The sequence below is a fragment of the Enterobacter sp. 241F3 genome, from assembly GCF_034106785.1.
GTDB classification, from domain to species: Bacteria; Pseudomonadota; Gammaproteobacteria; order Enterobacterales; family Enterobacteriaceae; genus Enterobacter; species Enterobacter vonholyi.
This window is the reverse complement of record NZ_JAWNDD010000003.1, coordinates 84,185-109,117: the sequence shown is the minus strand read 5'-3', so window position 1 is coordinate 109,117 and position 24,933 is coordinate 84,185. Positions and strand designations below refer to the sequence as shown.

Here is a 24,933-nt window from a genome sequence, read left to right as displayed (position 1 = left end):
AGATAATCATTATTATGGTGAATATAAACTAACACATAAAACTTTTTTCTAACTGCAAAATATCGGCAATAGCCCAATTAACTTTAGTTTTCATAAGGTTTATCCGAGCTGGGCGGAATAAAAAATCAAAGGACGGCACCCGTAGGGAGAATAATTTGCTCCAGCCTAAATTTCTGGAGCAAATTAGTGCATAAATGCTACTGCATAAGGAATTTTTCAAGGAACTGACGGGTTCGCGGCTGTTGAGGATTGGCGAACAGACTTTTCGCCGGCCCCTGCTCAACAATCCGACCCTGATCCATGAAGATGGCTCTGTCAGCAACATCGCGTGCAAAGCTCATTTCATGCGTTACGATCACCATCGTCCTTTTTTCCTGCGCCAGCTGGCGAATGGTGTTCAGCACTTCACCCACCAGTTCAGGATCGAGCGCAGAGGTCGGTTCATCAAACAGGATCACGTCAGGACGCATCGCCAGCGCGCGCGCTATCGCCACGCGCTGCTGTTGGCCGCCCGACAGACGGCGCGGATAGCTAGTCTCTTTCCCCGCCAGCCCGACTTTGGCGAGCAGTTCGCGCGCGCGCGCCGTCGCTTCCTCTTTTGGCTCACCTTTAACGATAACCGGCCCTTCGATAATGTTCTCCAGCACCGTACGGTGCGGGAAGAGATTAAAGTTCTGGAAAACGAAACCGACATGCTGGCGCAGGCGGCGAATTAAACCTTTCTGCTGGCTGATTGATTTCCCGGTATCAATCATTATCTCGCCTACCCGGATGGTGCCGCCTTCCGGCTGTTCAAGCAGGTTAATGCTGCGCAGCAGCGTCGTCTTTCCCGAACCGCTTGGTCCGATAATCGCCACCACTTCCCCCTGCTCTACTTCCAGATCGATCCCGTGGAGCACCGTTTGACCGTGGAATTTTTTCACCAGGTTTTTGACGTCGATAGCACTCATTTTGGATCACGCTCCTGGCGGTTAAGCTGGTTTTCGAAGTAGTTTTGCAGAGCAGACAGTACCGTCGCCATCACCCAGTAAATTAGCGAGGCGGCCAGATACATGGTAAAGACTTCAAGCGTGCGCGAAGTAATAAGCTGTGCCTGACGGAACAGTTCCGGAACCTGAATCGTTGCTGCCAGGGAAGTATCTTTCACCAGGCTAATAAAGCTGTTGCTGAGCGGCGGTAGCGCCACGCGCGCCGCCTGAGGCAGAATGGCCCGGCGCAGCGTCTGCCATGGCGTCATCCCGATACTGGCCGCCGCTTCCCACTGCCCTTTGTCAATGGAGGAGATGGCCGCACGCAGAGTTTCAGAGGTGTACGCCGCGGTATTGAGCGACAGACCAATCATCGCTGCCGGAATCGGATCCAGCTCGATACCAAACTGCGGCAAGCCGTAGTAGATCATAAAGAGCTGGGCGATGAGCGGCGTACCGCGAAACACGGAGATATAAAAACGCGCCAGCCAGCGCACCGGCAGGATGGGCGACATGCGCATTAAGGCCAGCACAAATCCCAGAACCAGCCCAAAGAACATCCCGCCGATACTGAGCTGTAACGTAAATACCGCACCTTTCAGCAGAAACGGCAGAGAATCAATAACCAGTTGAATACTTTCTTGCATTATTATTTTTCGACCTGATTTTTAGACATGAGGATGGTAGGCAAACAGCGCAGGCGCCCCGCCGGTATGGACAAATAAAATCGGCCCTTCATCCTTAAAGCGTTTCTGTGCAATGCCGTCAATCAGTCCGGCCATCGCTTTGCCGGTATAGACCGGATCGAGCAATATCCCCTCGAGGCGCGCCAGCAGCTTCACCGCTTCCATGCCCTCTTCGTTAGGCGTACCGTAACCCGGCGCAAAATAGTCATCCCAGAGCAGAATATCGGCCTTTGCCTTCAGCTCCAGCTGCTCTGCGACCGCCTGCTGTAACGTAACCACTTTTGGCTTCTGATCCGCTACGCTGCGGGACACCGTCACCCCGATAAGTTCGACGTCCGGCAGCAGTTGTTCGAGCCCCACCGCCAGCCCGGCATGCGTGCCCGCGCTTCCGGACGCGACAACCACGGAGGAGAGGCTCACTGCGCCCTCGCACTGCTGCGCAATTTCCAGCGCACTTTCCACATACCCCAGCGCGCCCAGCGCGTTCGAACCGCCGACAGGAATAACGTAGGGGCGGAACCCCTGCGCTTCCAGACGCGTCGCCAGCTCGTCGAGCTGGGCGGCCGGATCGGTCAACGCATCCACCATTTCTACCTGCACATTAAACAGATCCAGCAGCAGACGGTTACCGTTGGTGAGATAGTTTTCAGCCCGAGTGCCAATCGGGTTTTCCAGCAACGCCACGCAGTGGAGCCCAAGCTTTGCCGCCACGGCCGCCGTCTGGCGAACGTGGTTGGACTGGATGGCCCCGGCAGTAATGAGCGTATCCGCGCCTTCGCGCAGGGCGTCAGCAGCCAGAAACTCCAGCTTGCGCAGCTTGTTGCCCCCCATCGCCATCGGCGTCACGTCATCACGTTTAATAAAAATATCGCGCCCTAAATAATCAGAAAATCGCGGCAGGTACTCCAGCGGCGTCGGCGCGCCGATGAACTCCAGGCGGGGAAAGCGCGTTAAATTCTGTAGTGACATGGGTTCTCCGGTAACTCTGACAAAATGTGATATTTTTCATTATGCACGCAGACGCGAAAGAAATAAAAAAGGCGCTTTTAAAAGCGCCTTTTTTTACGGCAGAAACTTATTTCGTGACGTCTGCACCGAACCACTTCTCGGAGAGCGCTTTCAGGCTGCCGTCTTTTTGCATGTCAGCAATCGCGGAATCAATCGCTTTGACCAGGTCTTCGTTACCTTTACGAACGGCAACGCCTGATTCCTGACGAGAGAACGCATCACCCGCTACCGCCAGGGTATTGTTGGTTTTCTTCACCAGATCCAGCGCGGCCAGGCGGTCAACCAGAATGGCGTCGATACGGCCCACGCGCAGATCCTGGTATTTCGTCGGGTCGTCATCATAGGTGCGGATATCCACGCCCTGCACGTTCTGGCGCAGCCACTCTTCATAGTTAGTACCCAGACCAACACCGACTTTCTTCCCTTTCAGGTCCGCGGCAGTTTTAATCCCGCCTTCGTTGCCTTTCTTCACCAGCGCCTGAATACCGGACACGGTGTACGGCGTAGAGAAGTCATATTTCTTCTTACGCTCGTCAGAAATGGTCACCTGATTGATCACCACATCAATACGTTTGGAATCCAGCGACGCCAGCATACCGTCCCACTTGGTCGGTTTCAGGGACGCTTTCACGCCGAGGTGCTTCGCCAGCTCTTCAGCAAACTCCACTTCAAAACCGGTCAGCTTACCGTCATCGCCCTGGAAGCTGAACGGAGGATAGGTTCCTTCCAGCCCGACCAGCAGCGTACCGCGCTCTTTTACTTTATTCAGCAGGTTTTCTGCGGCGAACGTTTTCACGCTCATGCCCGCAACCAGCGCAACGGCCATAACACCCATCAGCGCCTGACGACCCAGAAGTGCAAATTTCATAAATACCCCGATATAGTGGAATTTTTACGTAGTGTAGAGAAATCGCCTGCAACGTCAAAGGCGACTGCGCTACATCTTATTCTTTTTTAATATATATCAGAAGTTGTTCCGGCGTGGGCTTTCTGCTTTATGGCACCCGGCATTTGTACCTTGTATTGCGCATACTTGCGCAGCGCAATTCGGTAGTTGTTGGTGCTGGTCGCAGGCAGCCACGGCTCCAGATTTTCATCCAGATAACCGGTTTTCAGCAGATCGCGAGAAATATTGTTTACGGTCAGATGTTGCCCAAGGCGGCGCAGGCGAACGACATATTCGCGAACGGTGCCGTGGCTCATCTCCGTTTGTTCAAACAGGAACTGTTTGAAGCCGATAATATCGAAGAAGTCGCTTTGCTCTTTGCAGTGGAGATCCCCACAGAAACGGCAAAGCGCCACCCACTCTTTTTGCTCTTCGAGCCATGCTGCTTCGTCCATCAACGTGTCGAGACGCGAAATCGCAATCTTATTGACGATTTCGCCCCGGCGAACCAGCGTGATACGATCGAGTAACTTGTTACAGTGGGCGCAATGCGTCTGGCTGTGTTTAAAGTCTTTCAGGTAGCGGCTTAAAGGCCGTCTTTTAGATTGCTGCACCGTCATGATAACTCCTGGTTGTCAATACGTTGTGCGGCATTTTTAAGGTGAATCAATCACCTATAACTTACCCAGCTTGGTTCGTAAGCGTTTAATGGCCTGGCTGTGCAGCTGGCTCACCCGCGACTCTCCCACCTCCAGAACAGCGCCAATCTCTTTGAGGTTAAGCTCTTCCTGGTAATAAAGGGTCAATACCAGCTGTTCGCGTTCAGGCAGAGCTTCAATAGCCTCCATGACGCGCTGGCGTAAATTCCCTTCCATTAAATGGTGTAACGGGTTCTCCTGCTGGTGCTCGTCCGTCACCAGCTCGATGCTATCGCCATGCTCTTCGCGCCACTCATCATAAGAGAAGAGTTGGCTATTATTGGTATCGAGCAACATCTGACGATACTCTTCAACAGCAATGCCAAGACGTTCCGCCACTTCGGTTTCCGTTGCGTTACGTCCCAGTTCCTGTTCCAGCTGCCCCATCGCATGCGCCACTTCGCGCGCGTTGCGGCGAACACTGCGCGGCACCCAGTCGCGGCTGCGCAGCTCGTCCAGCATCGCACCACGAATACGCTGAACTGCGTAAGTCGTAAATGCCGTTCCTTGCAGAGCGTCGTATCGGTCAACTGCATTCAATAACCCGATACCGCCCGCCTGTAGCAGATCGTCGAGTTCCACGCTCGCCGGCAAGCGCACCTGGAGGCGCAATGCTTCGTGACGCACCAGCGGGACATAACGCTGCCACAGCGAGTGTTTATCCATTACACCTTCAGCGGTATAGAGTGAATTCACGATAAACAGCCCTGCGTTAGTTGAGTTATCGGCATGATTATCCGATTCTGCAGGGCGTTCAATTGGATGAAAAAGGGGGATAAAGTGAGGTTATTCTGAGGTTGCCCACAACAGGGGCAACTTTTCTGCCTAAATTAACAGTTGTAACAATGAAAGATCGTCGCCCAGTTTGACGTTATCTATATGTTGATGAAAGAGCTTTCCTGCTTCCTGATTATGCTGGCTAAGGGAGTGGAAGCTGTAAATAACATCAATGATATTATCTTGTTCAATTTTCCCCGCCACGAGTGCCTGACCGGCAAGTAACGTTTTAAGGAAATAGAACTCAGCAACGATTAAATAAAGGTTATTCAACATGCTGCGGCCGTTGTTCTGCGGGAAGCCCTGCTCCCACAGTTTGTATTTAAAAAAGTTCTTGAATAAATGGTCATTGGTCGCCAGATAACTGCCCGCCACATCGCGCCAGACGGACTCGATGTTTTCCATGACCTTCTCTGCCGGCACGGTGTCACCCGCAGACTCAAATTGTTGATAAAGCTGGGTAAAATAACGGTTTAATACCGCACCGCCGCGGGCTGTTACTTTCTTGGTGAAGTAGCTCTGGATGAGCGAAATTAACGCGAACTTCAGGCTATAGTTCTGATTAAAGCCGCCTAATTCCGTTTTGATTTTACCGCTCACCAGTTCGTTAACCAGTGAGAAATAGACCGTTTCGAGCGTGCCGATATTCTCTGCGATATTATCGAGCTTTTCCGCCACCATGAGGAATTTCACTACGGCGTAAACCTGTTCTTCAACGCTGACGCCCTCAACGCTGAAAATATTCTGGCAGAAGAGATTGATGACCTTGGCCTTCAAATCAATCATCGGCGCATTATTGATGTCCTGCTGAACAATGACAGATTCCATCAACGACATAGACTCCCGATCGTTCAACAGAAGTCGGGTCACTTCCGGACACGACAGGTTCAGCGATTTTTCGATTTCATTTTTATAGACCCGGCTTGTCCGTGGAAATGTCGAACAGGTTGGGCTTAAGGCCTGGACGCCCATGGCGCCATGAACAGAACAGAGTTTTTCCGTATCCATAAACGGGCAGTTTTTACTTTCCGTATGGAAAATCACTTCACCCCAGTGGTCATAGTTTTTTTTGGTGACTTTTATCGCCGTTTTCGCCGTCTGACGAATAGCGGCATTTTTACTGTTCAGATAGCGATTAACGGAGGATTTATCAAACGCGATGGTCCAGCCCTGACAACAATGTTCACGGCATTCCCCACCGACACATGAAAAATCTGCGACCAGCTTTGGTTGAGTGACACTGATTTGTTTCACAGGCGGATTCTCAAATAGCAGAGATAAAAAAACCCCGCCGAAGCGGGGTTTCACGCGTAAAATTAACGCAGCAGAGACAGAACGGTCTGTGGAACCTGGTTTGCCTGAGACAGAACAGAAGTACCAGCCTGCTGCAGGATCTGCGCGCGGGACATGTTGGAAACTTCAGTTGCGTAGTCAGCGTCCTGGATACGGGACTGAGCAGCAGACAGGTTGTTAGAAGTGTTGTTCAGGTTGTTGATTGCAGAAGTGAAACGGTTCTGCACAGCACCCAGGCCAGAACGTGCTTTATCAACTTTAGCGATAGCTGCGTCGATGGTGCCCAGGTCGGTAGCGGTCATAGTTTTCAGGTCGATAGCGTTCACGCCCAGAGTGGTGGTGTCAGCTTTAGCACCGCTCAGGTCCAGATCGATGGTGTCGCCGTCGTTAACGCCAACCTGAATTTTAACTACGCCAGCAGTACCAGCAGTGCCGTCCAGCAGTTTGATGCCGTTGAAGTCAGTTTTGCCCGCAACGCGGTTGATTTCAGCCAGACGAGCGGTAACTTCATCCTGCAGAGAAGCAAGGTCAGAGGTGCTGTTGGTGCCGTTGCTTGCCTGAACAGCCAGTTCACGAACGCGCTGCAGGTTGTTGTTGATTTCGTTCAGAGAGCCTTCAGCAGTCTGCGCCATGGAGATACCGTCGTTGGCGTTACGTGCTGCCTGGTTCATACCTTTGATCTGAGCGGTCATGCGGTTTGCAATCGCCTGGCCAGCAGCATCGTCTTTCGCGCTGTTAATACGCAGACCGGAAGACAGACGCTCGATAGCAGTGCCCAGAGAAGACTGAGATTTGTTCAGGTTGTTCTGAGTGGTCAGGGACAACAGGTTAGTATTGATAACTGCCATAATTTTCTTTCCTTCAAAAATTGGGTTTTAGGTCCGGTGCCTAACACTCACAGCGTCTCTCACCGTCAACAAGGTTATCGACGGGTCCCCAAAAGACTTTAGAATCAATTTTGAAAAAATTACAACCAACTGATTATTAAAGGATTTATTTTTAAAAAATCAATTAAGGTCCAACGGAGCGTTATTATTTATGCTTTTTTAACGCGCAAAGAGATGACTAAAAAGGCACACACTTATTCGTGTTTTCAAAGCGCAGATAATGATCCTAAAGTGCAATCCTTTCATTTACCCCGCCAGGACGCGTCTATTCTTTGGATTATTTTTTTCTCACCATCGTAAACTTTTACGTTGAGAGGCCGATAAGAGTCCTGAACTACTTTCGTATTTTAAGGAAAATATGCATGGCTACTATCAGTAACCTCGGGATAGGTTCTGCAGGACTCGGGGATTTATATAATCAGTTGGATGCAGCAGAAAGAACCAAGCTGACGACGATTACTTCCCAGCAATCAACGTATAACGCGCAGTTAAGCGCTTACGGCAAGCTGCAGAGCGCCATGACATCGCTGCAGACTGCGACCGCTGCGCTGGGTAAAGCAACCACCTGGAACTCAACGTCCGTTAGCAGTACCAATACGGCCTTTACCGCCACGACAACGGCTGACGCATCTGTCGGTTCCTTTGTTGTAAACGTCAACCAGGTTGCCAAGGCACAGGCACTCACTACCGGCTCCTATGCAAACAACACTGATCTGCTGGGCGATACGACAGGTACAACGCGTAAAATCACCATCACCCAGCCGGGCACGAAAACGCCTTTAGAGGTCACCCTGGCGGATGGCGATACGTCTCTGGCCGGGATCGCGAGCGCCATTAATAAAGCGAACGGCAACGTCACTGCCAGCGTCATTAAAGCGAAAGACGGTGATTACCGCCTGATGCTGTCATCTAAAACCACCGGTACGGATGGTGCGATGACGGTAAGCGTCACTGGCGACGCCAAGCTGCAAAGCGCCATTGGCTACGACTCAACCACCAAAACGGGCGCGCTGACGGTGAACACCGACGCGCAGAACGCGATTGTGGTAGTGAACAACATCTCCATCGAGCGCCAGTCGAATACCATTACCGATGCCCTGCCTGGCGTGACTTTCTCGCTGAAAGCAGAAAGCAAGGCAGATGAAACATTAGAGGTGACTCGCGCAACGGATGCTAACCAGAAAGCGATCACGGACTGGGTCACGGCGTATAACTCGCTGCAGTCCACCATTAACAGCCTGACGAAATATGTTCCGGTTGATGCTGGCTCCGGCAGCCAGTCAGCCAGCAACGGGGCACTTGTTGGTGATGCGAACGTGCGCGGGATCCAGTCTCAGCTGCGCGGTCTGCTGACCGAAGTGCAGAGCGGCTCGGTACAGATCATGGCCCAGCTGGGAATTACCCAGGACCCGGTAAAAGGTTCTGACGGTACCGTCGGTAACCTGAAAGTCGATACCGATAAGCTGAAAAAAGCGCTGACCGATAACCCGAACGCCGTACAGCAGTATTTTGTCGGTGACGGAAAGAAAACCGGTATGGCCACCCAGATGAACAACACGCTGACCACCATGCTCAGCACCAGTACCGGCAGCGCCGGGGTGATCCAGAACGCGAAAGACGGGATCAACAAAACGCTAAAAACGCTGGGTGAGCGTTACGATGCTATGGAAGCCACTATTGATGCCACCATGGCGCGTTACAAAACCCAGTTCACCAGTCTGGACGTATTAGTCACCAAAATGACCAATACAGCCAACTACCTGACCCAACAGTTCTCACAAAAGTAGTCGTAGCCTTCAGGAGTGGATATGTATAAGACCTCTGGTGTTCAATCCTATCAGCAGATAGGAGTCGAAAGTGCAGTCATGAATGCCAGTCCACACCAGCTGATTGTCATGTTATTCGACGGGGCGCATAGCGCCCTTGTTCGCGCGCGTTTGTTCATGGAAGCCGGACAAATTCGTGAGAAAGGCGAAGCGTTAACGAAAGCCATCAACATCATCGACAACGGTTTAAAAGCAGGACTGAACATGGAGGTTGAGAGCGAGTTGTCCGGTAATCTTGCCTCCTTGTACGAATATATGGTTCGACGTTTGTTGCTGGCGAATGTCAGTAACGACGTAGACGCAATTGTTGAAGTCGAGGGTTTATTAAACAACATTGCGGATGCGTGGAAGCAAATCGGCCCCAATGCGTCCTCTATTTCAGGATAATTTTGATGAATAATCCCAGCGCAGCGCTTAGCCACTGGCAGGCGTTACATGCTCAGAGCATTGCTATGCTCAATCTCGCACATTCTGGTCAATGGGATGCGCTTATCGAGCAGGAAATGCATTACGTTCAACTGGTGGAAAAAATTTCGCAAACACCCATCATGTCATGCCCTCCGGCTCAGGTTGAGCAAGCGCGTGCGCTGCTGGAAATGATCCTTGAAAATGAGAATGCGCTAAAGGCTCTGCTGAAAGTCCGGATGGACGAACTGCGTAATCTGATTGATCAAACCGGTAAACAGCAATCCATCACGTCTACCTATGGAAAGCTGTCCGGGAATATTCTTTATCCAGAAAGTTTGACCCGCGACACACAACTATGATTTCTTCATCCATACTCCAGAAGTCTGCCAATGGCTTCTGGAGCAAGGATGATGAAAAACCCCACCCTGTTACAATGTTTTCACTGGTACTACCCTGCTGGCGGTGAATTGTGGCGAGAGGTCACGGCGTTAGCTCCCAATCTTAACGAAATCGGCATCAACATGATCTGGCTGCCGCCCGCCTGTAAAGGGGCATCCGGCGGGTATTCTGTCGGCTATGACACCTATGACCTGTTCGACCTTGGCGAGTTTGACCAGAAAGGCAGTATCGCCACGAAATACGGCGACAAAGCACAGCTGCTGGAGGCCATTGATGCCCTCAAGAGCAACGACATTGCCGTGCTGCTGGACGTGGTGGTCAACCACAAAATGGGCGCCGATGAAAAAGAGCCCGTGCGCGTTCAGCGCGTGAACGAGCAGGACCGCACGCAAATCGATGACGAGGTCATCGAGTGTGAAGCCTGGACCCGCTACACCTTCCCTGCCCGCGCCGGGCAGTATTCGCAGTTTATCTGGGACTACAAATGCTTCAGCGGCGTCGACCACATTGAAAACCCCGATGAAGACGGCATCTTTAAAATCGTCAACGACTACACCGGCGAAGGCTGGAACGATCAGGTTGATGATGAGATGGGTAACTTCGATTATCTGATGGGCGAAAATATCGACTTTCGCAATCACGCCGTGACCGAGGAGATCAAATACTGGGCCCGCTGGGTCATGGAACAGACGGGCTGCGACGGTTTTCGTCTGGACGCCGTCAAGCATATTCCCGCCTGGTTTTACAAAGAGTGGATTGAGCACGTCCAGGAAGTGGCCGACCAGCCGCTGTTTATCGTGGCGGAGTACTGGTCCCATGAGGTAGATAAACTTCAGGCCTATATTGACCAGGTCGCAGGCAAAACCATGCTGTTTGATGCCCCCCTGCAGATGAAATTCCACGAGGCGTCACGTCAGGGTCGGGATTACGACATGAGCCAAATCTTCACCGGTACCCTGGTAGAAGCCGATCCGTTTCATGCGGTCACCCTCGTCGCGAACCACGATACTCAGCCTTTGCAGGCGCTGGAAGCGCCGGTCGAAGCCTGGTTTAAGCCGCTGGCCTACGCGCTGATCCTGCTGCGGGAAAATGGCGTGCCGAGCGTCTTTTATCCGGATCTCTTCGGCGCCAGCTATGACGACGCGGGAGGTGACGGTGAAACGTACCATATTGATATGCCGGTCATTGAGCAGCTTCACGAGCTGATCCTCGCGCGCCAGCGTTTTGCCCACGGCGTGCAAACGCTGTTTTTCGACCATCCAAACTGCATCGCCTTCAGCCGCAGCGGTACGGAAGACGATCCCGGCTGCGTTGTGGTGATGTCGAACGGGGACGATGGTGAAAAAGTAATTTGTCTTGGAGAAAACTACGGCAACAAAACGTGGCGGGATTTTCTCGGCAATCGCGAAGAAACCATCACCACGGCGGCGGATGGCGAAGGGACGTTTACATGCAAAGGCGGAAGCGTGAGCGTGTGGGTAATAGAGGAAGCGCTGTAGAACGGGAAACCGTGCGGCCTGATGCCCTCACCCCGTCCCTCTCCCACAGGGAGAGGGCGCAAACACCAAAAACGGCAACGATGTTGCCGTTTTGCTTTTACCCTTAGGGCAGCTTACTCTCCAGCGGATTCTTGCTCAGGTAATCGGCACACTCAACCGTTGGGCGATCGACCTTCTGCAGCTCCAGCCCGTCGTACTCAAGCGTCGAGCCATCGCGCTCCAGCGGATAGATATCCAGCTTACGCGTCACGTTGTAATAACTGTCTGAACGCAGCATGATTTTACCCGGCACGGCAATCACGCGCTGCCATTGACGGCAGTCCAGCGTATCGCCCTCCTCCGTCACCACCAGCGTGGCAATCGCCTTCGGACTGACCATGTTGCTCTGCGGCCCTTTCGACTGCCAGTATCCCGCCAGCTGCGCCGGGACAGGGTGCTTGATCACGTCTTTATAATTATCGACCTGAACGCACCCGGTCAGTGCCAGCAGCGCGCCAGCAATTGCTATTTTTTTCATCATCTTTCCTGCATTCGAAGAAAAAAACATTGTGGCATTAAAGCGCTGCGGCTGCCAGCGGAGATCGACAGGTCTTAAACCTGCATCCCCATCACTTCCTGATAGGCCGACACCAGCTTATTACGCACCTGGATCCCCATCTGCAGGGAAACCGAGGCTTTTTGCAAATCGGTCATCACATCATTCAACGCCACGCCCGGCTCGCCGAGGGTGAACTTTTCGGCCTGAGTGCGCGCTGCGGTCTGGGTATCACTGATACGGTCAAGAGCGGCATGCAGTTGCCCTGCGAAGCTGATGCTCGGCTGCTGATCTGCCACATTCTGATTACGGGCCGTCATTGCCGTTGCCTGCAGCTGACTGATTACCCCTTCAATGCCCTGTATAGCCATGACTCTCCCCTGGATGGTTTTTTACGCGGTCAAGACTAACAGCTTGTCAATAAGATAATGGCGGTAAATAGCATGAAAAAACCAGGTTATTTGACGCATAGAAAATCACGAATCATCAAATAATGGCAGGGCCATCAATATGGAACTTTTGTCGTGTTTGCCGACCCGGGAGTCAGTTTTGTTTCTCTACACGAATAACGTAAACCACCAGGATTTAAGAGGTGCGCAATGAGTGCAACAGCATCGACAGCGCCGCAGAATAAATCACTCGAGTGGATGAACCGCCTTCGCGCGAATCCTAAAATCCCGTTGATCGTGGCAGGCGCTGCCGCAATTGCGATCCTTGTAGCGATGGTCCTGTGGGCGAAAAGCCCTGATTACCGGACGCTCTACAGCAATCTTTCCGATCAGGATGGCGGCGCCATCGTCACCCAGCTTACCCAGATGAACATCCCTTATCGCTTTGCCGATAATGGCGGTGCGCTTGAGGTACCGGCAGATAAGGTGCACGAACTGCGTCTGCGTCTGGCTCAGCAGGGGCTGCCGAAAGGCGGCGCGGTGGGCTTTGAGCTGCTGGATCAGGAAAAATTCGGTATCAGCCAGTTCAGCGAGCAGGTGAACTACCAGCGTGCGCTGGAAGGTGAACTGGCCCGCACCATTGAAACATTAGGCCCGGTGAAGAGTGCCCGCGTGCATCTGGCGATGCCTAAGCCTTCCTTATTCGTCCGCGAACAGAAATCACCTTCGGCTTCCGTTACCGTGAACCTCGAACCCGGCCGCGCGCTGGACGAAGGGCAAATCAGCGCGGTGACGCACCTCGTCTCCAGCGCCGTGGCCGGTCTGCCGCCGGGTAACGTGACGCTGGTTGACCAGAGCGGTCACCTGCTGACGCAATCCAATACCGCCGGTCGCGATCTGAATGACGCACAGCTGAAATATGCCGCCGATGTCGAAAGCCGTCTCCAGCGTCGTATCGAAGCGATCCTGGGCCCGGTAGTGGGCAACAGCAACGTGCACGCGCAGGTAACCGCCCAGATCGACTTCGCGAATAAAGAACAAACTGAAGAACAATACAGCCCGAACGGCGATGCGGCTCAGGCGGTGATGCGTTCGCGCCAGATCAATACCAGCGAGCAGATTGGCGGTGCAAACCCGGGCGGCGTGCCGGGCGCGCTGTCTAACCAGCCTGCCCCGGCTAACGCGGCGCCGATCTCTACGCCGCCGGCCAATCAGCAGAACGGTCAGCAGACTAACCAGCAGACCACCTCAACGGCGAATAACAGCGGCCCACGAAACACCAGCCGTAATGAAACCACGAACTACGAAGTGGATAGAACGATTCGCCACACTAAACTGAACGTGGGCGATATTCAGCGTCTCTCTGTTGCGGTGGTGGTGAACTACAAAACGCTGGCGGATGGCAAACCGTTGCCGTTGACCGCCGAGCAGATGAAGCAGATTGAAAACCTGACCCGCGAAGCGATGGGTTACTCCGAGAAGCGCGGCGATACCCTCAACGTGGTGAACTCACCGTTCAACTCGGTTGATGAGACCGGCGGTGAACTGCCGTTCTGGCAACAGCAGGCGTTTATCGATCAGCTGATGTCCGCAGGACGCTGGCTGCTGGTGCTGATTGTCGCGTGGCTGCTGTGGCGTAAGGGCGTTCGTCCGCAGCTCCAGCGCCGTGCTGAAGCCGAAAAAGCGGCTCGCGAGCAGATGAATGCGCGCCAGGAAACGGAAGAAGCGGTTGAAGTGCGCCTCAGCAAAGATGAACAGATGCAGCAGCGTCGTGCTAACCAGCGCATGGGCGCTGAGGTCATGAGCCAGCGCATTCGCGAAATGTCAGATAACGATCCGCGCGTCGTGGCGCTGGTCATCCGCCAGTGGATGGGTAACGAACATGAGTAATACGCTTACGGGCACCGATAAAAGCGTCATCCTGCTGATGACCATTGGCGAAGATCGCGCGGCAGAGGTGTTTAAACACCTCTCCCAGCGAGAAGTGCAAATTCTCAGTGCGGCCATGGCCAACGTGCGTCAGATCTCCAACAAGCAGCTGACCGAAGTGCTGGCAGAGTTTGAACAGGAAGCCGAACAGTTTGCCGCGCTGAACGTCAACGCCAACGACTACCTCCGTTCCGTGCTGGTCAAGGCGCTGGGCGAAGAGCGTGCCTCCAGCCTGCTGGAAGACATTCTGGAAACCCGCGATACCGCAAGCGGTATCGAAACGCTCAACTTTATGGAACCGCAGAGTGCCGCCGACCTTATTCGCGACGAGCACCCGCAGATTATTGCCACCATCCTTGTCCACCTCAAACGTGGTCAGGCGGCCGATATTCTGGCGCTGTTCGAAGAGCGTCTGCGTCACGATGTGATGCTGCGTATCGCCACCTTCGGCGGCGTCCAGCCGGCCGCGCTGGCGGAGCTGACCGAGGTGCTGAACAACCTGCTCGACGGTCAGAACCTCAAGCGCAGCAAAATGGGCGGCGTGAGAACGGCGGCGGAAATCATCAACCTGATGAAAACGCAGCAGGAAGAGGCCGTCATTACGGCGGTTCGCGAATTCGACGGCGAGCTGGCACAGAAAATCATCGACGAGATGTTCCTGTTCGAAAACCTTGTCGAAGTGGACGATCGCAGCATCCAGCGCCTGCTCCAGGAAGTGGATTCCGAATCGCTGCTTATCGCCCTCAAAGGCGCCGAGCAGCCGCTGCGCGAGAAGTTCCTGCGCAACATGTCTCAGCGTGCGGCCGATATCCTGCGCGACGACCTTGCCAACCGCGGCCCGGTTCGTCTGTCTCAGGTGGAAAACGAACAGAAAGCCATTCTGCTTATTGTTCGTCGTCTGGCGGAAACCGGCGAGATGGTGATTGGCAGCGGAGACGACACCTATGTCTAATGAGCTGCCGTGGAAACGCTGGACGCCGGACGATCTGGCTCCTCCCCTCTCCGAGTTCACGCCAGCCGTGATACCGACCGAGGAGCTTGACCCGGACGTCGAGCAGCCCGAGCTGAGCGAAGAAGAGCAGCAAGCTCAAATGCTGGCTCAGCTGCAAATGCAGGCGCACGAGCAGGGTTACAATGCCGGTCTGAACGAAGGCCGGCAGAAAGGCCACGAGCAGGGATATCAGGAAGGTCTGGCGAAAGGGTTAGAGCATGGTATCGATCAGGCGCGCCAGCAGCAGGCGCCGATCCATGCCCGCATGCAGCAGCTGGTCAGCGAGTTCCAGCACACTCTTGACGCGCTGGACAGCGTGATTGCCTCACGACTGATGCAGATGGCGCTGGAAGCCGCGCGTCAGGTGATCGGCCAGACGCCCGTGGTGGATAACACCGCACTTATCAAACAAATTCAGGGTCTGCTTCAGCAGGAGCCGCTGTTCAGCGGGAAACCTCAGCTGCGCGTCCATCCGGACGATCTACAGCGCGTGGAAGAGAGCCTGGGCGCGACGCTGAACCTGCACGGCTGGCGTCTGCGCGGCGACCCGTCGTTACATCACGGCGGCTGCAAAGTCTCTGCCGATGAAGGCGACCTGGATGCCAGCGTTGCTACCCGCTGGCAGGAACTGTGCCGCCTGGCGGCACCGGGAGTCGTCTGATGACCGCTCGCCTCACCCGCTGGCTCACCACGCTCGACAACTTTGAGACGAAGATGGCGCAACTGCCATCTGTTCGTCGTTATGGGCGACTCACGCGCGCCACCGGGCTGGTTCTCGAAGCCACCGGCCTGCAGCTGCCGCTGGGTGCGACCTGCGTGATTGAGCGTCAGGATGGTCTGGAAACGCGTGAAGTTGAAAGCGAAGTGGTCGGGTTTAACGGCCAGCGCCTGTTCCTGATGCCGCTTGAAGAGGTGGAAGGCATTCTGCCCGGCGCGCGCGTCTATGCCAAAAACATTTCTGGCGATGGGCTGCAAAGTGGGAAACAGCTGCCGCTTGGCCCTGCCCTGCTGGGCCGCGTGCTGGACGGCAGCGGTAAACCGCTCGACGGCCTGCCCTCCCCGGACACCACCGAAACCGGTGCGCTGATCACCCAACCGTTCAACCCCCTGCAGCGTACCCCTATCGAGCATGTGCTTGACACCGGCGTGCGCCCGATTAACGCCCTGCTCACCGTGGGACGTGGACAACGTATGGGCCTGTTCGCCGGGTCTGGCGTGGGTAAATCCGTTCTGCTCGGCATGATGGCGCGCTATACCCAGGCCGATGTGATCGTCGTGGGGCTGATTGGCGAACGTGGTCGTGAAGTAAAAGACTTTATTGAAAACATTCTGGGTGCGGAAGGCCGTGCCCGCTCGGTGGTAATTGCCGCGCCGGCGGACGTGTCGCCCCTGCTGCGTATGCAGGGTGCCGCGTACGCCACCCGCATCGCCGAAGATTTTCGTGACCGCGGCAAGCACGTGCTGCTGATCATGGATTCCCTGACCCGTTACGCGATGGCGCAGCGTGAAATCGCGCTGGCCATCGGTGAGCCACCGGCGACCAAAGGCTACCCGCCTTCGGTCTTCGCCAAACTTCCTGCGCTGGTGGAACGCGCGGGGAACGGTATCAGCGGCGGCGGCTCCATCACCGCGTTCTACACGGTACTGACGGAAGGCGATGATCAGCAGGACCCGATTGCCGACTCCGCGCGCGCGATCCTTGACGGTCATATTGTGCTGTCGCGTCGTCTGGCCGAAGCCGGGCACTACCCGGCCATCGATATTGAAGCCTCTATCAGCCGCGCAATGACGGCGCTGATAACCGAGAAGCACTACGCCCGCGTGCGTAACTTCAAACAACTGCTTTCCAGCTTCCAGCGCAACCGCGATCTGGTCAGCGTGGGGGCGTATGCCAAAGGCAGCGACCCGATGCTCGACAAGGCGATTAACCTGTGGCCGCAGCTGGAGGCATTTTTGCAACAAGGCATTTTTGAACGCGCCGACTGGGAAGATTCAATTCAGGCACTGGAGCTGATTTTCCCGCAGGTGTAACACAGGTGGAGGGCGAAGGTCATGGCGCAAAACAGCGCGTTATCAACGCTGAAAGATCTGGCTGAAAAAGAAGTTGATGATGCCGCATTGCAGCTTGGCGCAATGCGACGCGGGTGCCAGCAGGCTGAAGAACAGTTGAAGATGTTAATCGACTATCAGCATGAATATCGCACCAACCTCAATACCGATATGACACAGGGCATTGGAAGCCAGCGCTGGATTAACTATCAGCAGTTTATCCAGACGCTGGAGAAGGCGATAGATCAGCATCGCCAGCAGCTTAACCAGTGGACCCAGAAAGTCGATACCGCGCTGAATTTCTGGCGCGAGAAGAAGCAGCGGCTGCAGGCCTGGCAGACTTTACAGGACCGACAGATCGCGGCAACGACCCTGGCGGAAAACCGTCTGGATCAGAAGAAAATGGATGAGTTTGCCCAGCGCGCATCAATGAGGAAACCGGAATGATCACACTGCAACAACTGCTGATGAGCGACAGCGACCTGTCAGGCGGCACGCAAACAGGGAAAGGCACCGACGGTGCTCAGGACTTTCTCTCTCTGCTGGCGGGCGCCCTGTCGGACGCAACGGGCAAGGGCAAAGATGCGCCGCTGACCCTGGCTGACCTGAAAGCCGCCGGCAGTAAACTGTCAAAAGTGGCCCAGGACGCAAAAGGTGATACCACCCTGCAGGCCAAAATTGCCGACCTGCTCTCGCGCCAGACGGCGCTGAATGGCGATGAAACGTCGCCCGTCACGTCGCTTGATACGCTGGTTTCCGGGCTGGTGCCGCTGTCTAAGGGCGACGCGCTGAAGACGCTCAATGCGGCGAACAGCAAAGATGACGGTAAAAGCGAGCTGAGCGAAGAAGAACTGGCCGGATTAAGCGCCCTGATGGCGATGCTGCCTCACCAGCAAACTACCGCCTCTCGCGCGGCAGGCAGTGAGGGCGTTTCCGCCACCTCAACGCTGAGTTCCGCGACGCTTTCGCAAAACGGCGTGGGCCAGCCGTCCCTGAACGCGTCCGCGGGAAGCCACGATAAAGCGCAGAGTTCTACGCCTTATCAGAGCCAGGCGAAAACCAACGAACCCGCTCTGTCGGGCAACGTGCCTGCTACACCGGCCGTGGCCGCGGCAGCAGAGAAGCAGGAGCTCGCCAGTTCGTCCTCCTCATCATCACCAACGGCCACCCTGGCACCGATTATGTCCAGCCATGCGACCAGCCAGACGGCCGCTACCGTTGCCACCGCGCCGGTGTTAAGCCAGCCTCTGGGAACCCACGAGTGGCAGCAGTCTCTGAGCCAGCACATCACCCTGTTCACTAAGCAGGGCCAGCAGACGGCAGAGCTGCGCCTGCACCCGGAAGATCTGGGTCAGGTGCAAATTTCGCTTAAGCTGGATGATAACCAGGCGCAGTTACAGATGGTTTCTGCGCACAGCCATGTCCGTGCGGCGCTGGAAGCCGCGCTGCCGGTACTGCGGACCTCACTGGCGGAAAACGGCATTCAGCTTGCACAGAGTAGCGTCAGCAGCGAGAGCTTCGCCGGGCAGCAGCAGTCCTCATCCCAGCAGCAGCACCAGGCTTCGCGTTCCGGCAACACCGGCGGTTTTAATGAAGAAAGCGATGAGTTGCTGCCTGTTCCTTCCGCCCTGCAGTCCGCAGCGCGCGGTAACAGTGCCGTAGACATCTTCGCCTAAACGCCAGAGGTAGCGTGATTATCCCCGTCTTTTCCACGCTTTGACGACAGCAGGACACGGGATAATCACCTTATTAAGCTGTACCGAAACAGGAAGCTCGTATCAGATGACTGACTCCGCTATCACCAAAAAAAGTAAGCGTTCCATCTGGATCCCGCTGCTGGTGTTGATCACGCTCGCCGCCTGCGCTACCGCGGGCTATAGTTACTGGCGTATGCAGCAGGAACCGACCACCGCTGCGGCCAAAGCTGAAGCACCTCCTCCGCCGGCTCCAGTGTTTTTCCCGCTGGATACCTTCACCGTCAATCTCGGTGATGCGGATCGCGTGCTTTACGTTGGTATTACGCTGCGCCTGAAAGATGAAGCCACCCGTTCACGTCTGAACGATTACCTTCCTGAAGTGCGTAGCCGTCTGTTGCTGCTGTTCTCTCGTCAGGACGCTTCGGCGCTGGCCACCGATGTGGGTAAGCAAAAGCTGGTCGACGCTATTAAACAAACGCTGGCGACCCCGCTGGTAAACGGCCAACCTAAGCAGGAAGTCACTGACGTTCTGTATACAGCATTCATTCTGCGGTAACGACATGGGCGACAGTATTCTTTCTCAGGCAGAAATCGATGCGCTGCTCAACGGCGACAGCGATAAAAGTGATGATCCGCAACCGGGCATTGGCGGCGATAGCGATATTCGTCCCTATGACCCGAATACCCAGCGTCGCGTGGTACGTGAACGTCTGCAGGCGCTGGAGATCATTAACGAACGTTTTGCACGTCAGTTCCGTATGGGGCTGTTTAACCTGCTGCGTCGTAGCCCGGATATTACGGTCGGTGCGATCCGCATTCAGCCGTACCATGAGTTTGCCCGCAACCTGCCGGTGCCAACCAACCTTAACCTGATTCATCTGAAGCCGCTGCGCGGCACCGGTCTGGTGGTGTTTTCGCCAAGCCTGGTGTTCATCGCGGTGGATAACCTGTTCGGCGGCGACGGGCGTTTCCCGACCAAAGTAGAAGGTCGTGAATTCACCCACACCGAACAGCGCGTTATTAACCGCATGCTGAAGCTGGCGCTGGAATCATACAGCGACGCGTGGAAAGCGATTAACCCGCTGGAAGTGGAGTACGTCCGTTCTGAGATGCAGGTGAAATTTACCAATATCACCACCTCCCCGAACGATATCGTTGTTAACACGCCGTTCCACGTTGAGATCGGTAACCTGACCGGCGAGTTCAACATCTGCCTGCCGTTCAGCATGATCGAACCGCTGCGCGAGCTGCTGGTTAACCCGCCGCTGGAGAACTCCCGCAACGAAGACCAGAACTGGCGTGAAAACCTGGTCCGCCAGGTCCAGCATTCGCAGCTTGAACTGGTGGCGAGCTTCGCCGATATCCCGCTGCGGTTATCTCAGATCCTGAAATTACAACCCGGCGATGTTTTGCCGATAGAAAAACCCGACCGCATTATTGCCCATGTGGATGGTGTCCCCGTGCTGACAAGCCAGTACGGCACGATTAACGGTCAGTATGCGTTACGCGTTGAGCACTTGATCAACCCGATTTTGAATTCGCTGAATGAGGAACAGCCCAAATGAGTGACATGAACAATCCGTCCGATGAAAACAGCGGAGCACTGGACGATCTGTGGGCTGACGCGTTAAACGAGCAAAAAGCGACCCCGGCCAAAAGCGCAGCGGATGCCGTATTCCAGCAGCTCGGCGGCGGTGACGTCAGCGGCACGCTGCAGGACATCGACCTGATCATGGACATCCCGGTTAAGCTGACCGTTGAGCTGGGACGCACCCGTATGACCATTAAAGAGCTGCTGCGCCTGACGCAGGGTTCCGTGGTGGCCCTTGACGGTCTGGCCGGTGAGCCGCTGGATATCCTGATCAACGGCTATCTGATTGCCCAGGGTGAAGTCGTAGTGGTTGCCGATAAATACGGCGTACGCATCACCGACATCATTACCCCGTCTGAACGTATGCGTCGTCTGAGCCGTTAAGCATGAAAACCCAGGCAACAATATCACAGCCTTCTGCCGTTCCCGGCTCACCTCTGCTCCAGGTGAGCGGGGCGTTGTTCGGTATTATTGCCTTTATTCTTATCGCCGCCTGGCTGGCAAAACGCTTTGGCCTGGCAGGTAAAACCGCCGGTGCCCGCGGCCTGAAGGTCAGCGCCAGCACCACCCTGGGTCCACGCGAACGCGTGGTCATCGTCGAGGTGGACGATGCGCGTCTGGTTCTGGGCGTAACGGCCTCAAACATCAGCGTATTACACAAGCTGCCGCCCGCCCCTGTTGTGGTGGACGAGCGCGCAGAGGCCCCTGCGGATTTTCAGTCCGTCATGAAGAGTTTGCTTAAGCGTTCCGGGAGATCCTGATGCGCCGTTTGTTATCCCTGACGCTTGCGGGCGTTGCCCTGTTTGCTCCCGCGGTCTATGCACAGCTGCCCGGTCTGGTCTCAACCCCTCTCGCGGGCGGTGGGCAAAGCTGGTCACTTCCCGTTCAGACGCTGGTGTTCATCACCTCGCTGACGTTTATTCCGGCCATCCTGCTGATGATGACCAGCTTCACCCGCATCATCATCGTTTTCGGTCTGCTGCGAAACGCGCTGGGCACCCCTTCCGCTCCGCCAAACCAGGTTCTGCTCGGGCTGGCGCTGTTTTTGACCTTTTTCATTATGTCGCCGGTGATCGATAAGATTTATACCGACGCCTATCAGCCGTTCAGCGAAGACAAAATCTCCATGCAGGAGGCGCTCGATAAAGGCGCACAGCCGCTGCGGGAATTTATGCTGCGCCAGACGCGCGAAGCCGACCTGGCCCTTTTCGCCCGCCTGTCCAACACCGGTGAGCTGCAAGGACCGGAAGCGGTGCCAATGCGTATTCTGCTGCCCGCCTATGTCACCAGCGAGCTGAAAACCGCGTTCCAGATTGGCTTTACCATTTTTATTCCGTTCCTGATTATCGATCTCGTGATCGCCAGCGTCCTGATGGCGCTCGGGATGATGATGGTGCCGCCCGCGACCATTGCCCTGCCGTTTAAGATCATGCTCTTTGTACTGGTCGACGGCTGGCAGCTGCTGGTCAGCTCGCTGGCGCAGAGTTTCTACAGTTAAGGAACGGCAATGACACCCGAATCGGTCATGATGATGGGCACGGAGGCGATGAAAATCGCGATTGCCGTTGCCGCGCCGCTGCTGCTTGTCGCGCTGGTTACCGGTCTGATTATCAGTATTCTGCAGGCCGCCACCCAGATAAACGAAATGACGCTGTCATTCATCCCGAAAATCATCGCCGTGTTCGTGGCGATCATCGTAGCCGGGCCGTGGATGCTGAACCTGTTGCTGGACTATATGCGCAACCTGTTTACCAACCTGCCGTACATCATCGGCTGACCTGACGATGCTGCACTTCACCAGCGACCAGTGGGTTCAGTGGCTCGGCGTCTACTTCTGGCCGATGCTGCGCATCATGGCGCTGATCTCCACCGCCCCCATTCTCAGCGAGAAATCGATACCCAAGCGCGTCAAGGTGGGGCTGGGGATTATCATCTCCATTATCGTCGCGCCCTCTCTGCCCCCCGTGGATATTCCGATCTTCTCGGCGAACGCGGTGTGGGTGGCCTTGCAGCAGGTTATGATTGGCGTCGCCGTCGGCTTTACCATGCAGCTGGCCTTTGCCGCCGTGCGTACCGCGGGGGAACTGATTGGCCTGCAGATGGGATTATCTTTTGCCACGTTTGTCGATCCCGGCAGTCATCTCAACATGCCCGTTCTGGCGCGCATTATCGATCTGCTCGCCATGCTGCTGTTCCTGTCGTTCAACGGCCATCTGTGGCTAATCTCCATGCTGGTGGACACGTTCCATACCCTGCCGATTGGCGAAAACCCGGTGAACAGCAACGCTTTCCTGGCGCTCACCCGAGCGGCGGGGCTGATCTTCCTGAACGGGCTGATGCTGGCGTTACCCATCATCACCCTGCTGCTGACCGTCAACCTGGCTTTAGGTTTACTCAACCGAATGGCGCCGCAGCTTTCGGTGTTTGTCATTGGTTTTCCGCTGACGCTGACGGTCGGAATTTTATTAATGTCATTACTGATGCCACTGATCGCTCCCTTCTGTGAACATTTATTCGGCGAGATATTCAACCTGTTAGCGGATATTGTCAGCGAGCTGCCACGTAAATAATAGCCCTCACTGTTGCTATTGTCTTTCTGAGGATATTCCTAAAATAAAATGCGAAAAACATCTTCCAGGATATATCTGACGCGGTTTAATTGTTTCTAACCACCTCACAATACTTAATATTTACTTTACTTTAAGAAGATTCCTGGCAAATTATACGTAACTTTACGGGATAGTGAGTCCGCCTGAAAGTCTTTGTCATGCTCACAGGTTTATTATTTTTTTCCATCCCGTATGGCTGTTTTGAGCTCTCAGGCAGATGGTGAATTATCGTTACGCATTGAGTGAGGGTATGCCATGTCAACGATCATTATGGATTTATGCAGCTACACCCGGCTAGGGTTAACCGGGTACCTGGCAAGCAGAGGGGTAAGAAAGAGAGACATCAACGATGCACACACCGTTGACGAACTCGCAGCCGCTTGTGACGAACTAAAACCAGGCGTGGTGTTTATTAATGAGGACTGTTTCATTCACGATCCAGCCAACAGTCAGCACATTAAGCAAATCATTAATCAGCATCCAAAAACCCTGTTTATTGTTTTTATGGCGATCGCGAATATCCATTTCGATGAGTATTTGTTGGTCCGTAAAAATTTATTGATCAGTTCTAAATCGATTAAACCCGAGTCGCTGGATGACATTTTGGGTGATTATTTGAATAAAGAAGTTAAAAATGTAGGAGCGGTTAACTTACCCACCCTATCATTAAGCAGGACTGAATCAAGTATGCTGCGAATGTGGATGGCGGGACAAGGAACTATTCAGATCTCCGACCAGATGAATATTAAAGCGAAAACCGTTTCGTCACACAAAGGAAATATTAAACGGAAAATTAAAACGCATAATAAGCAAGTGATCTACCATGTGGTACGCCTGACCGATAATGTGACGAACGGGATTTTCGTTAACATGCGTTAGTCGCTTAAGACCCTGTGCACCCTACCTTTGATCTCTGGCCTGGCCAGAGATTTTTGCTTCTGCAGAGGATGTCGGGCCGCGATGCGCTACCCGACGCCATGTTAGTCTGCTTTCTCAACAAAGATACCGTCAGGATGCCCCAGTTCGTTAAAAAACCAAATGCCGAGCGGGTAATCTTCCAGTGATACCAGGTACATTGTCCCTTCACTAAACTCTTCAATTGCCAGCACCACACCCGGGCGGCGCGGCCCACCGTCCGTTTTAACGGTTACCCGATCGTTGACCTTCATACATTCCTCCTCTGGTTTTGAGCCAGTGTAGAACAAAACGCAAAAACACACATCGCCGCCCGGCGTGAATGGCGTTTTTATACACAGGCTATACTTAACTTTGGACACGTTTGCAGGTTGAAAGAGGAGTCCCGCAATGAAGACAGATAAAGAGTACAGCGACACCATCAAGCGCGAAGTCGAGGTGGATGTCGATGCCCTGTTGGCTGCCATCAATGAGATCAGTGAGTCAGAAGTCCGCCGGTCGGACGACAATTCGGACCGCGTCATTGTCAACGGAAGGGATTATCACACCTATCGTGAGCTGGCGGAGGCCTTCGAGCTCGATATTCACGACTTTAGCGTGTCTGAAGCCAATCGTTAGGGCGAAAAAAATCCCGGTCATGGGGATGACCGGGATCAAAACTTGCTCATGCAAGAAGCACTTGAAAATTCGTTACACCAGGAAATCTGATGTACAAGCCACACTATCCCCAACGAATTTGTCTGACAAGCATATATTCTTATGATGAATATAATATTTTTAACATAATGCTTTTCGCTATGAGCAATAACGTACGCCGAATGCGGGTTTGCCAGGGAATACTCTCATTTCTCCTGTTAACAATTCGGTCATTTTTTAGGAATTTTCTTAGATAA

At 54.3% G+C, this 24,933-nt stretch carries 29 protein-coding genes and 1 pseudogene; 19 read left to right on the top strand and 11 right to left on the bottom strand.

Annotation, left to right across the window (positions count from 1 at the left end; translation table 11 throughout):
* Positions 1–197: 197 nt before the first annotated feature.
* The 8 genes from tcyN to UR504_RS10910 all read right to left on the bottom strand — a co-directional run bounded on the left by tcyN (position 198) and on the right by UR504_RS10910 (position 7,164).
* Positions 198–950, bottom strand: coding sequence for an L-cystine ABC transporter ATP-binding protein TcyN (gene tcyN / locus UR504_RS10945; protein WP_149366559.1), 753 nt, complete (start codon positions 948–950; stop codon positions 198–200).
* Entirely contained in the window at positions 947–1,615 is a 669-nt protein-coding gene (gene tcyL, locus UR504_RS10940; RefSeq protein WP_028013677.1) for a cystine ABC transporter permease, read from the bottom strand. Before tcyL ends, tcyN begins: the two co-directional genes overlap by 4 nt.
* Positions 1,616–1,636: 21 nt before the next feature.
* Positions 1,637–2,623, bottom strand: coding sequence for a D-cysteine desulfhydrase (gene dcyD, locus UR504_RS10935; protein ID WP_111964859.1), 987 nt, complete (start codon positions 2,621–2,623; stop codon positions 1,637–1,639).
* 106 nt (positions 2,624–2,729) lie between these two features.
* A complete protein-coding gene (gene tcyJ, locus UR504_RS10930; RefSeq protein ID WP_023336163.1) occupies positions 2,730–3,530 on the bottom strand; it encodes a cystine ABC transporter substrate-binding protein in 801 nt (266 codons plus the stop codon).
* Positions 3,531–3,616: 86 nt separating this feature from the next.
* Positions 3,617–4,168, bottom strand: coding sequence for a flagella biosynthesis regulatory protein FliZ (fliZ, locus tag UR504_RS10925; protein ID WP_008500339.1), 552 nt, complete (start codon positions 4,166–4,168; stop codon positions 3,617–3,619).
* Positions 4,169–4,222: 54 nt separating this feature from the next.
* Entirely contained in the window at positions 4,223–4,942 is a 720-nt protein-coding gene (locus UR504_RS10920; RefSeq protein ID WP_014170714.1) for an RNA polymerase sigma factor FliA, read from the bottom strand.
* A gap of 129 nt (positions 4,943–5,071) precedes the next feature.
* The gene (fliB, locus tag UR504_RS10915; protein WP_320739692.1) at positions 5,072–6,277 is read right to left on the bottom strand and encodes a flagellin lysine-N-methylase; all 1,206 of its coding nucleotides are present in this window, start codon (positions 6,275–6,277) and stop codon (positions 5,072–5,074) included.
* Positions 6,278–6,339: 62 nt separating this feature from the next.
* A complete protein-coding gene (locus tag UR504_RS10910) occupies positions 6,340–7,164 on the bottom strand; it encodes a flagellin (protein ID WP_111964862.1) in 825 nt (274 codons plus the stop codon).
* A 401-nt stretch (positions 7,165–7,565) separates the two neighbouring features.
* On the opposite strand from UR504_RS10910, the gene fliD reads away from it, so the two are divergent.
* The 4 genes from fliD to amyA are packed head-to-tail and all read left to right on the top strand — an operon-like array spanning position 7,566 to position 11,335.
* A complete protein-coding gene (fliD, locus tag UR504_RS10905) occupies positions 7,566–8,990 on the top strand; it encodes a flagellar filament capping protein FliD (RefSeq protein WP_115875724.1) in 1,425 nt (474 codons plus the stop codon).
* A gap of 21 nt (positions 8,991–9,011) precedes the next feature.
* On the top strand, positions 9,012–9,416 hold the full coding sequence (gene fliS, locus UR504_RS10900; protein WP_033145898.1) for a flagellar export chaperone FliS: 405 nt from the start codon (positions 9,012–9,014) through the stop codon (positions 9,414–9,416).
* Positions 9,417–9,421: 5 nt separating this feature from the next.
* On the top strand, positions 9,422–9,796 hold the full coding sequence (fliT, locus tag UR504_RS10895; RefSeq protein WP_033145899.1) for a flagella biosynthesis regulatory protein FliT: 375 nt from the start codon (positions 9,422–9,424) through the stop codon (positions 9,794–9,796).
* A gap of 51 nt (positions 9,797–9,847) precedes the next feature.
* On the top strand, positions 9,848–11,335 hold the full coding sequence (gene amyA, locus UR504_RS10890; protein ID WP_271369463.1) for an alpha-amylase: 1,488 nt from the start codon (positions 9,848–9,850) through the stop codon (positions 11,333–11,335).
* A gap of 103 nt (positions 11,336–11,438) precedes the next feature.
* Here amyA and yedD read toward each other — a convergent pair whose 3' ends face one another.
* Together yedD and fliE are read right to left on the bottom strand one after the other, a co-directional pair.
* The gene (gene yedD / locus UR504_RS10885; protein WP_115875725.1) at positions 11,439–11,852 is read right to left on the bottom strand and encodes a lipoprotein YedD; all 414 of its coding nucleotides are present in this window, start codon (positions 11,850–11,852) and stop codon (positions 11,439–11,441) included.
* A gap of 74 nt (positions 11,853–11,926) precedes the next feature.
* A complete protein-coding gene (fliE, locus tag UR504_RS10880; RefSeq protein ID WP_008500329.1) occupies positions 11,927–12,241 on the bottom strand; it encodes a flagellar hook-basal body complex protein FliE in 315 nt (104 codons plus the stop codon).
* 228 nt (positions 12,242–12,469) lie between these two features.
* Between fliE and fliF the strand changes: the two genes are divergently transcribed.
* The 14 genes and pseudogenes from fliF to rcsA all read left to right on the top strand — a co-directional run bounded on the left by fliF (position 12,470) and on the right by rcsA (position 24,004).
* Positions 12,470–14,149 carry a flagellar basal-body MS-ring/collar protein FliF gene (gene fliF / locus UR504_RS10875; RefSeq protein ID WP_133294723.1) on the top strand — a complete coding sequence of 560 codons (1,680 nt, stop codon included), beginning with the start codon at positions 12,470–12,472 and terminating at the stop codon, positions 14,147–14,149.
* Positions 14,142–15,140, top strand: coding sequence for a flagellar motor switch protein FliG (gene fliG, locus UR504_RS10870; protein ID WP_059346984.1), 999 nt, complete (start codon positions 14,142–14,144; stop codon positions 15,138–15,140). The genes fliF and fliG overlap by 8 nt, the downstream gene beginning before the upstream one ends.
* Positions 15,133–15,840, top strand: coding sequence for a flagellar assembly protein FliH (fliH, locus tag UR504_RS10865; RefSeq protein WP_111964865.1), 708 nt, complete (start codon positions 15,133–15,135; stop codon positions 15,838–15,840). The genes fliG and fliH overlap by 8 nt, the downstream gene beginning before the upstream one ends.
* On the top strand, positions 15,840–17,210 hold the full coding sequence (gene fliI / locus UR504_RS10860; protein WP_214576525.1) for a flagellar protein export ATPase FliI: 1,371 nt from the start codon (positions 15,840–15,842) through the stop codon (positions 17,208–17,210). The genes fliH and fliI overlap by 1 nt, the downstream gene beginning before the upstream one ends.
* Positions 17,211–17,231: 21 nt before the next feature.
* Positions 17,232–17,675 (top strand): flagellar export protein FliJ, encoded by a 444-nt coding sequence (fliJ, locus tag UR504_RS10855; RefSeq protein ID WP_023312304.1) that lies wholly within the window; start codon positions 17,232–17,234, stop codon positions 17,673–17,675.
* Positions 17,672–18,904, top strand: a complete 1,233-nt coding sequence (gene fliK / locus UR504_RS10850; protein ID WP_302235206.1) for a flagellar hook length control protein FliK — start codon at positions 17,672–17,674, stop codon at positions 18,902–18,904. The genes fliJ and fliK overlap by 4 nt, the downstream gene beginning before the upstream one ends.
* Before the next feature lie 106 nt (positions 18,905–19,010).
* Positions 19,011–19,481 carry a flagellar basal body-associated protein FliL gene (gene fliL, locus UR504_RS10845; RefSeq protein ID WP_023312306.1) on the top strand — a complete coding sequence of 157 codons (471 nt, stop codon included), beginning with the start codon at positions 19,011–19,013 and terminating at the stop codon, positions 19,479–19,481.
* A gap of 4 nt (positions 19,482–19,485) precedes the next feature.
* Positions 19,486–20,490 carry a flagellar motor switch protein FliM gene (gene fliM, locus UR504_RS10840; protein WP_008500320.1) on the top strand — a complete coding sequence of 335 codons (1,005 nt, stop codon included), beginning with the start codon at positions 19,486–19,488 and terminating at the stop codon, positions 20,488–20,490.
* Positions 20,487–20,900, top strand: a complete 414-nt coding sequence (gene fliN, locus UR504_RS10835; RefSeq protein WP_008500318.1) for a flagellar motor switch protein FliN — start codon at positions 20,487–20,489, stop codon at positions 20,898–20,900. The genes fliM and fliN overlap by 4 nt, the downstream gene beginning before the upstream one ends.
* A 2-nt stretch (positions 20,901–20,902) precedes the next feature.
* Positions 20,903–21,277, top strand: a complete 375-nt coding sequence (fliO, locus tag UR504_RS10830) for a flagellar biosynthetic protein FliO (protein WP_032658659.1) — start codon at positions 20,903–20,905, stop codon at positions 21,275–21,277.
* Positions 21,277–22,014 carry a flagellar type III secretion system pore protein FliP gene (gene fliP / locus UR504_RS10825; RefSeq protein ID WP_023619313.1) on the top strand — a complete coding sequence of 246 codons (738 nt, stop codon included), beginning with the start codon at positions 21,277–21,279 and terminating at the stop codon, positions 22,012–22,014. The genes fliO and fliP overlap by 1 nt, the downstream gene beginning before the upstream one ends.
* 9 nt (positions 22,015–22,023) lie before the next feature.
* Entirely contained in the window at positions 22,024–22,293 is a 270-nt protein-coding gene (fliQ, locus tag UR504_RS10820) for a flagellar biosynthesis protein FliQ (RefSeq protein ID WP_008500315.1), read from the top strand.
* Positions 22,294–22,300: 7 nt separating this feature from the next.
* Positions 22,301–23,093: pseudogene (fliR, locus tag UR504_RS10815) on the top strand (flagellar biosynthetic protein FliR); the annotation flags it as partial.
* A gap of 287 nt (positions 23,094–23,380) precedes the next feature.
* Positions 23,381–24,004 carry a transcriptional regulator RcsA gene (gene rcsA, locus UR504_RS10810; protein WP_008500313.1) on the top strand — a complete coding sequence of 208 codons (624 nt, stop codon included), beginning with the start codon at positions 23,381–23,383 and terminating at the stop codon, positions 24,002–24,004.
* Between the two features lie 101 nt (positions 24,005–24,105).
* Here the strand turns inward: rcsA and dsrB are convergent, their stop codons facing one another.
* A complete protein-coding gene (gene dsrB / locus UR504_RS10805) occupies positions 24,106–24,294 on the bottom strand; it encodes a protein DsrB (protein ID WP_008500312.1) in 189 nt (62 codons plus the stop codon).
* A 136-nt stretch (positions 24,295–24,430) separates the two neighbouring features.
* Here dsrB and yodD point away from each other — a divergent pair, with 136 nt between their 5' ends.
* Entirely contained in the window at positions 24,431–24,658 is a 228-nt protein-coding gene (gene yodD / locus UR504_RS10800) for a YodD family peroxide/acid resistance protein (RefSeq protein WP_008500310.1), read from the top strand.
* The last annotated feature ends 275 nt before the right edge of the window (positions 24,659–24,933 follow it).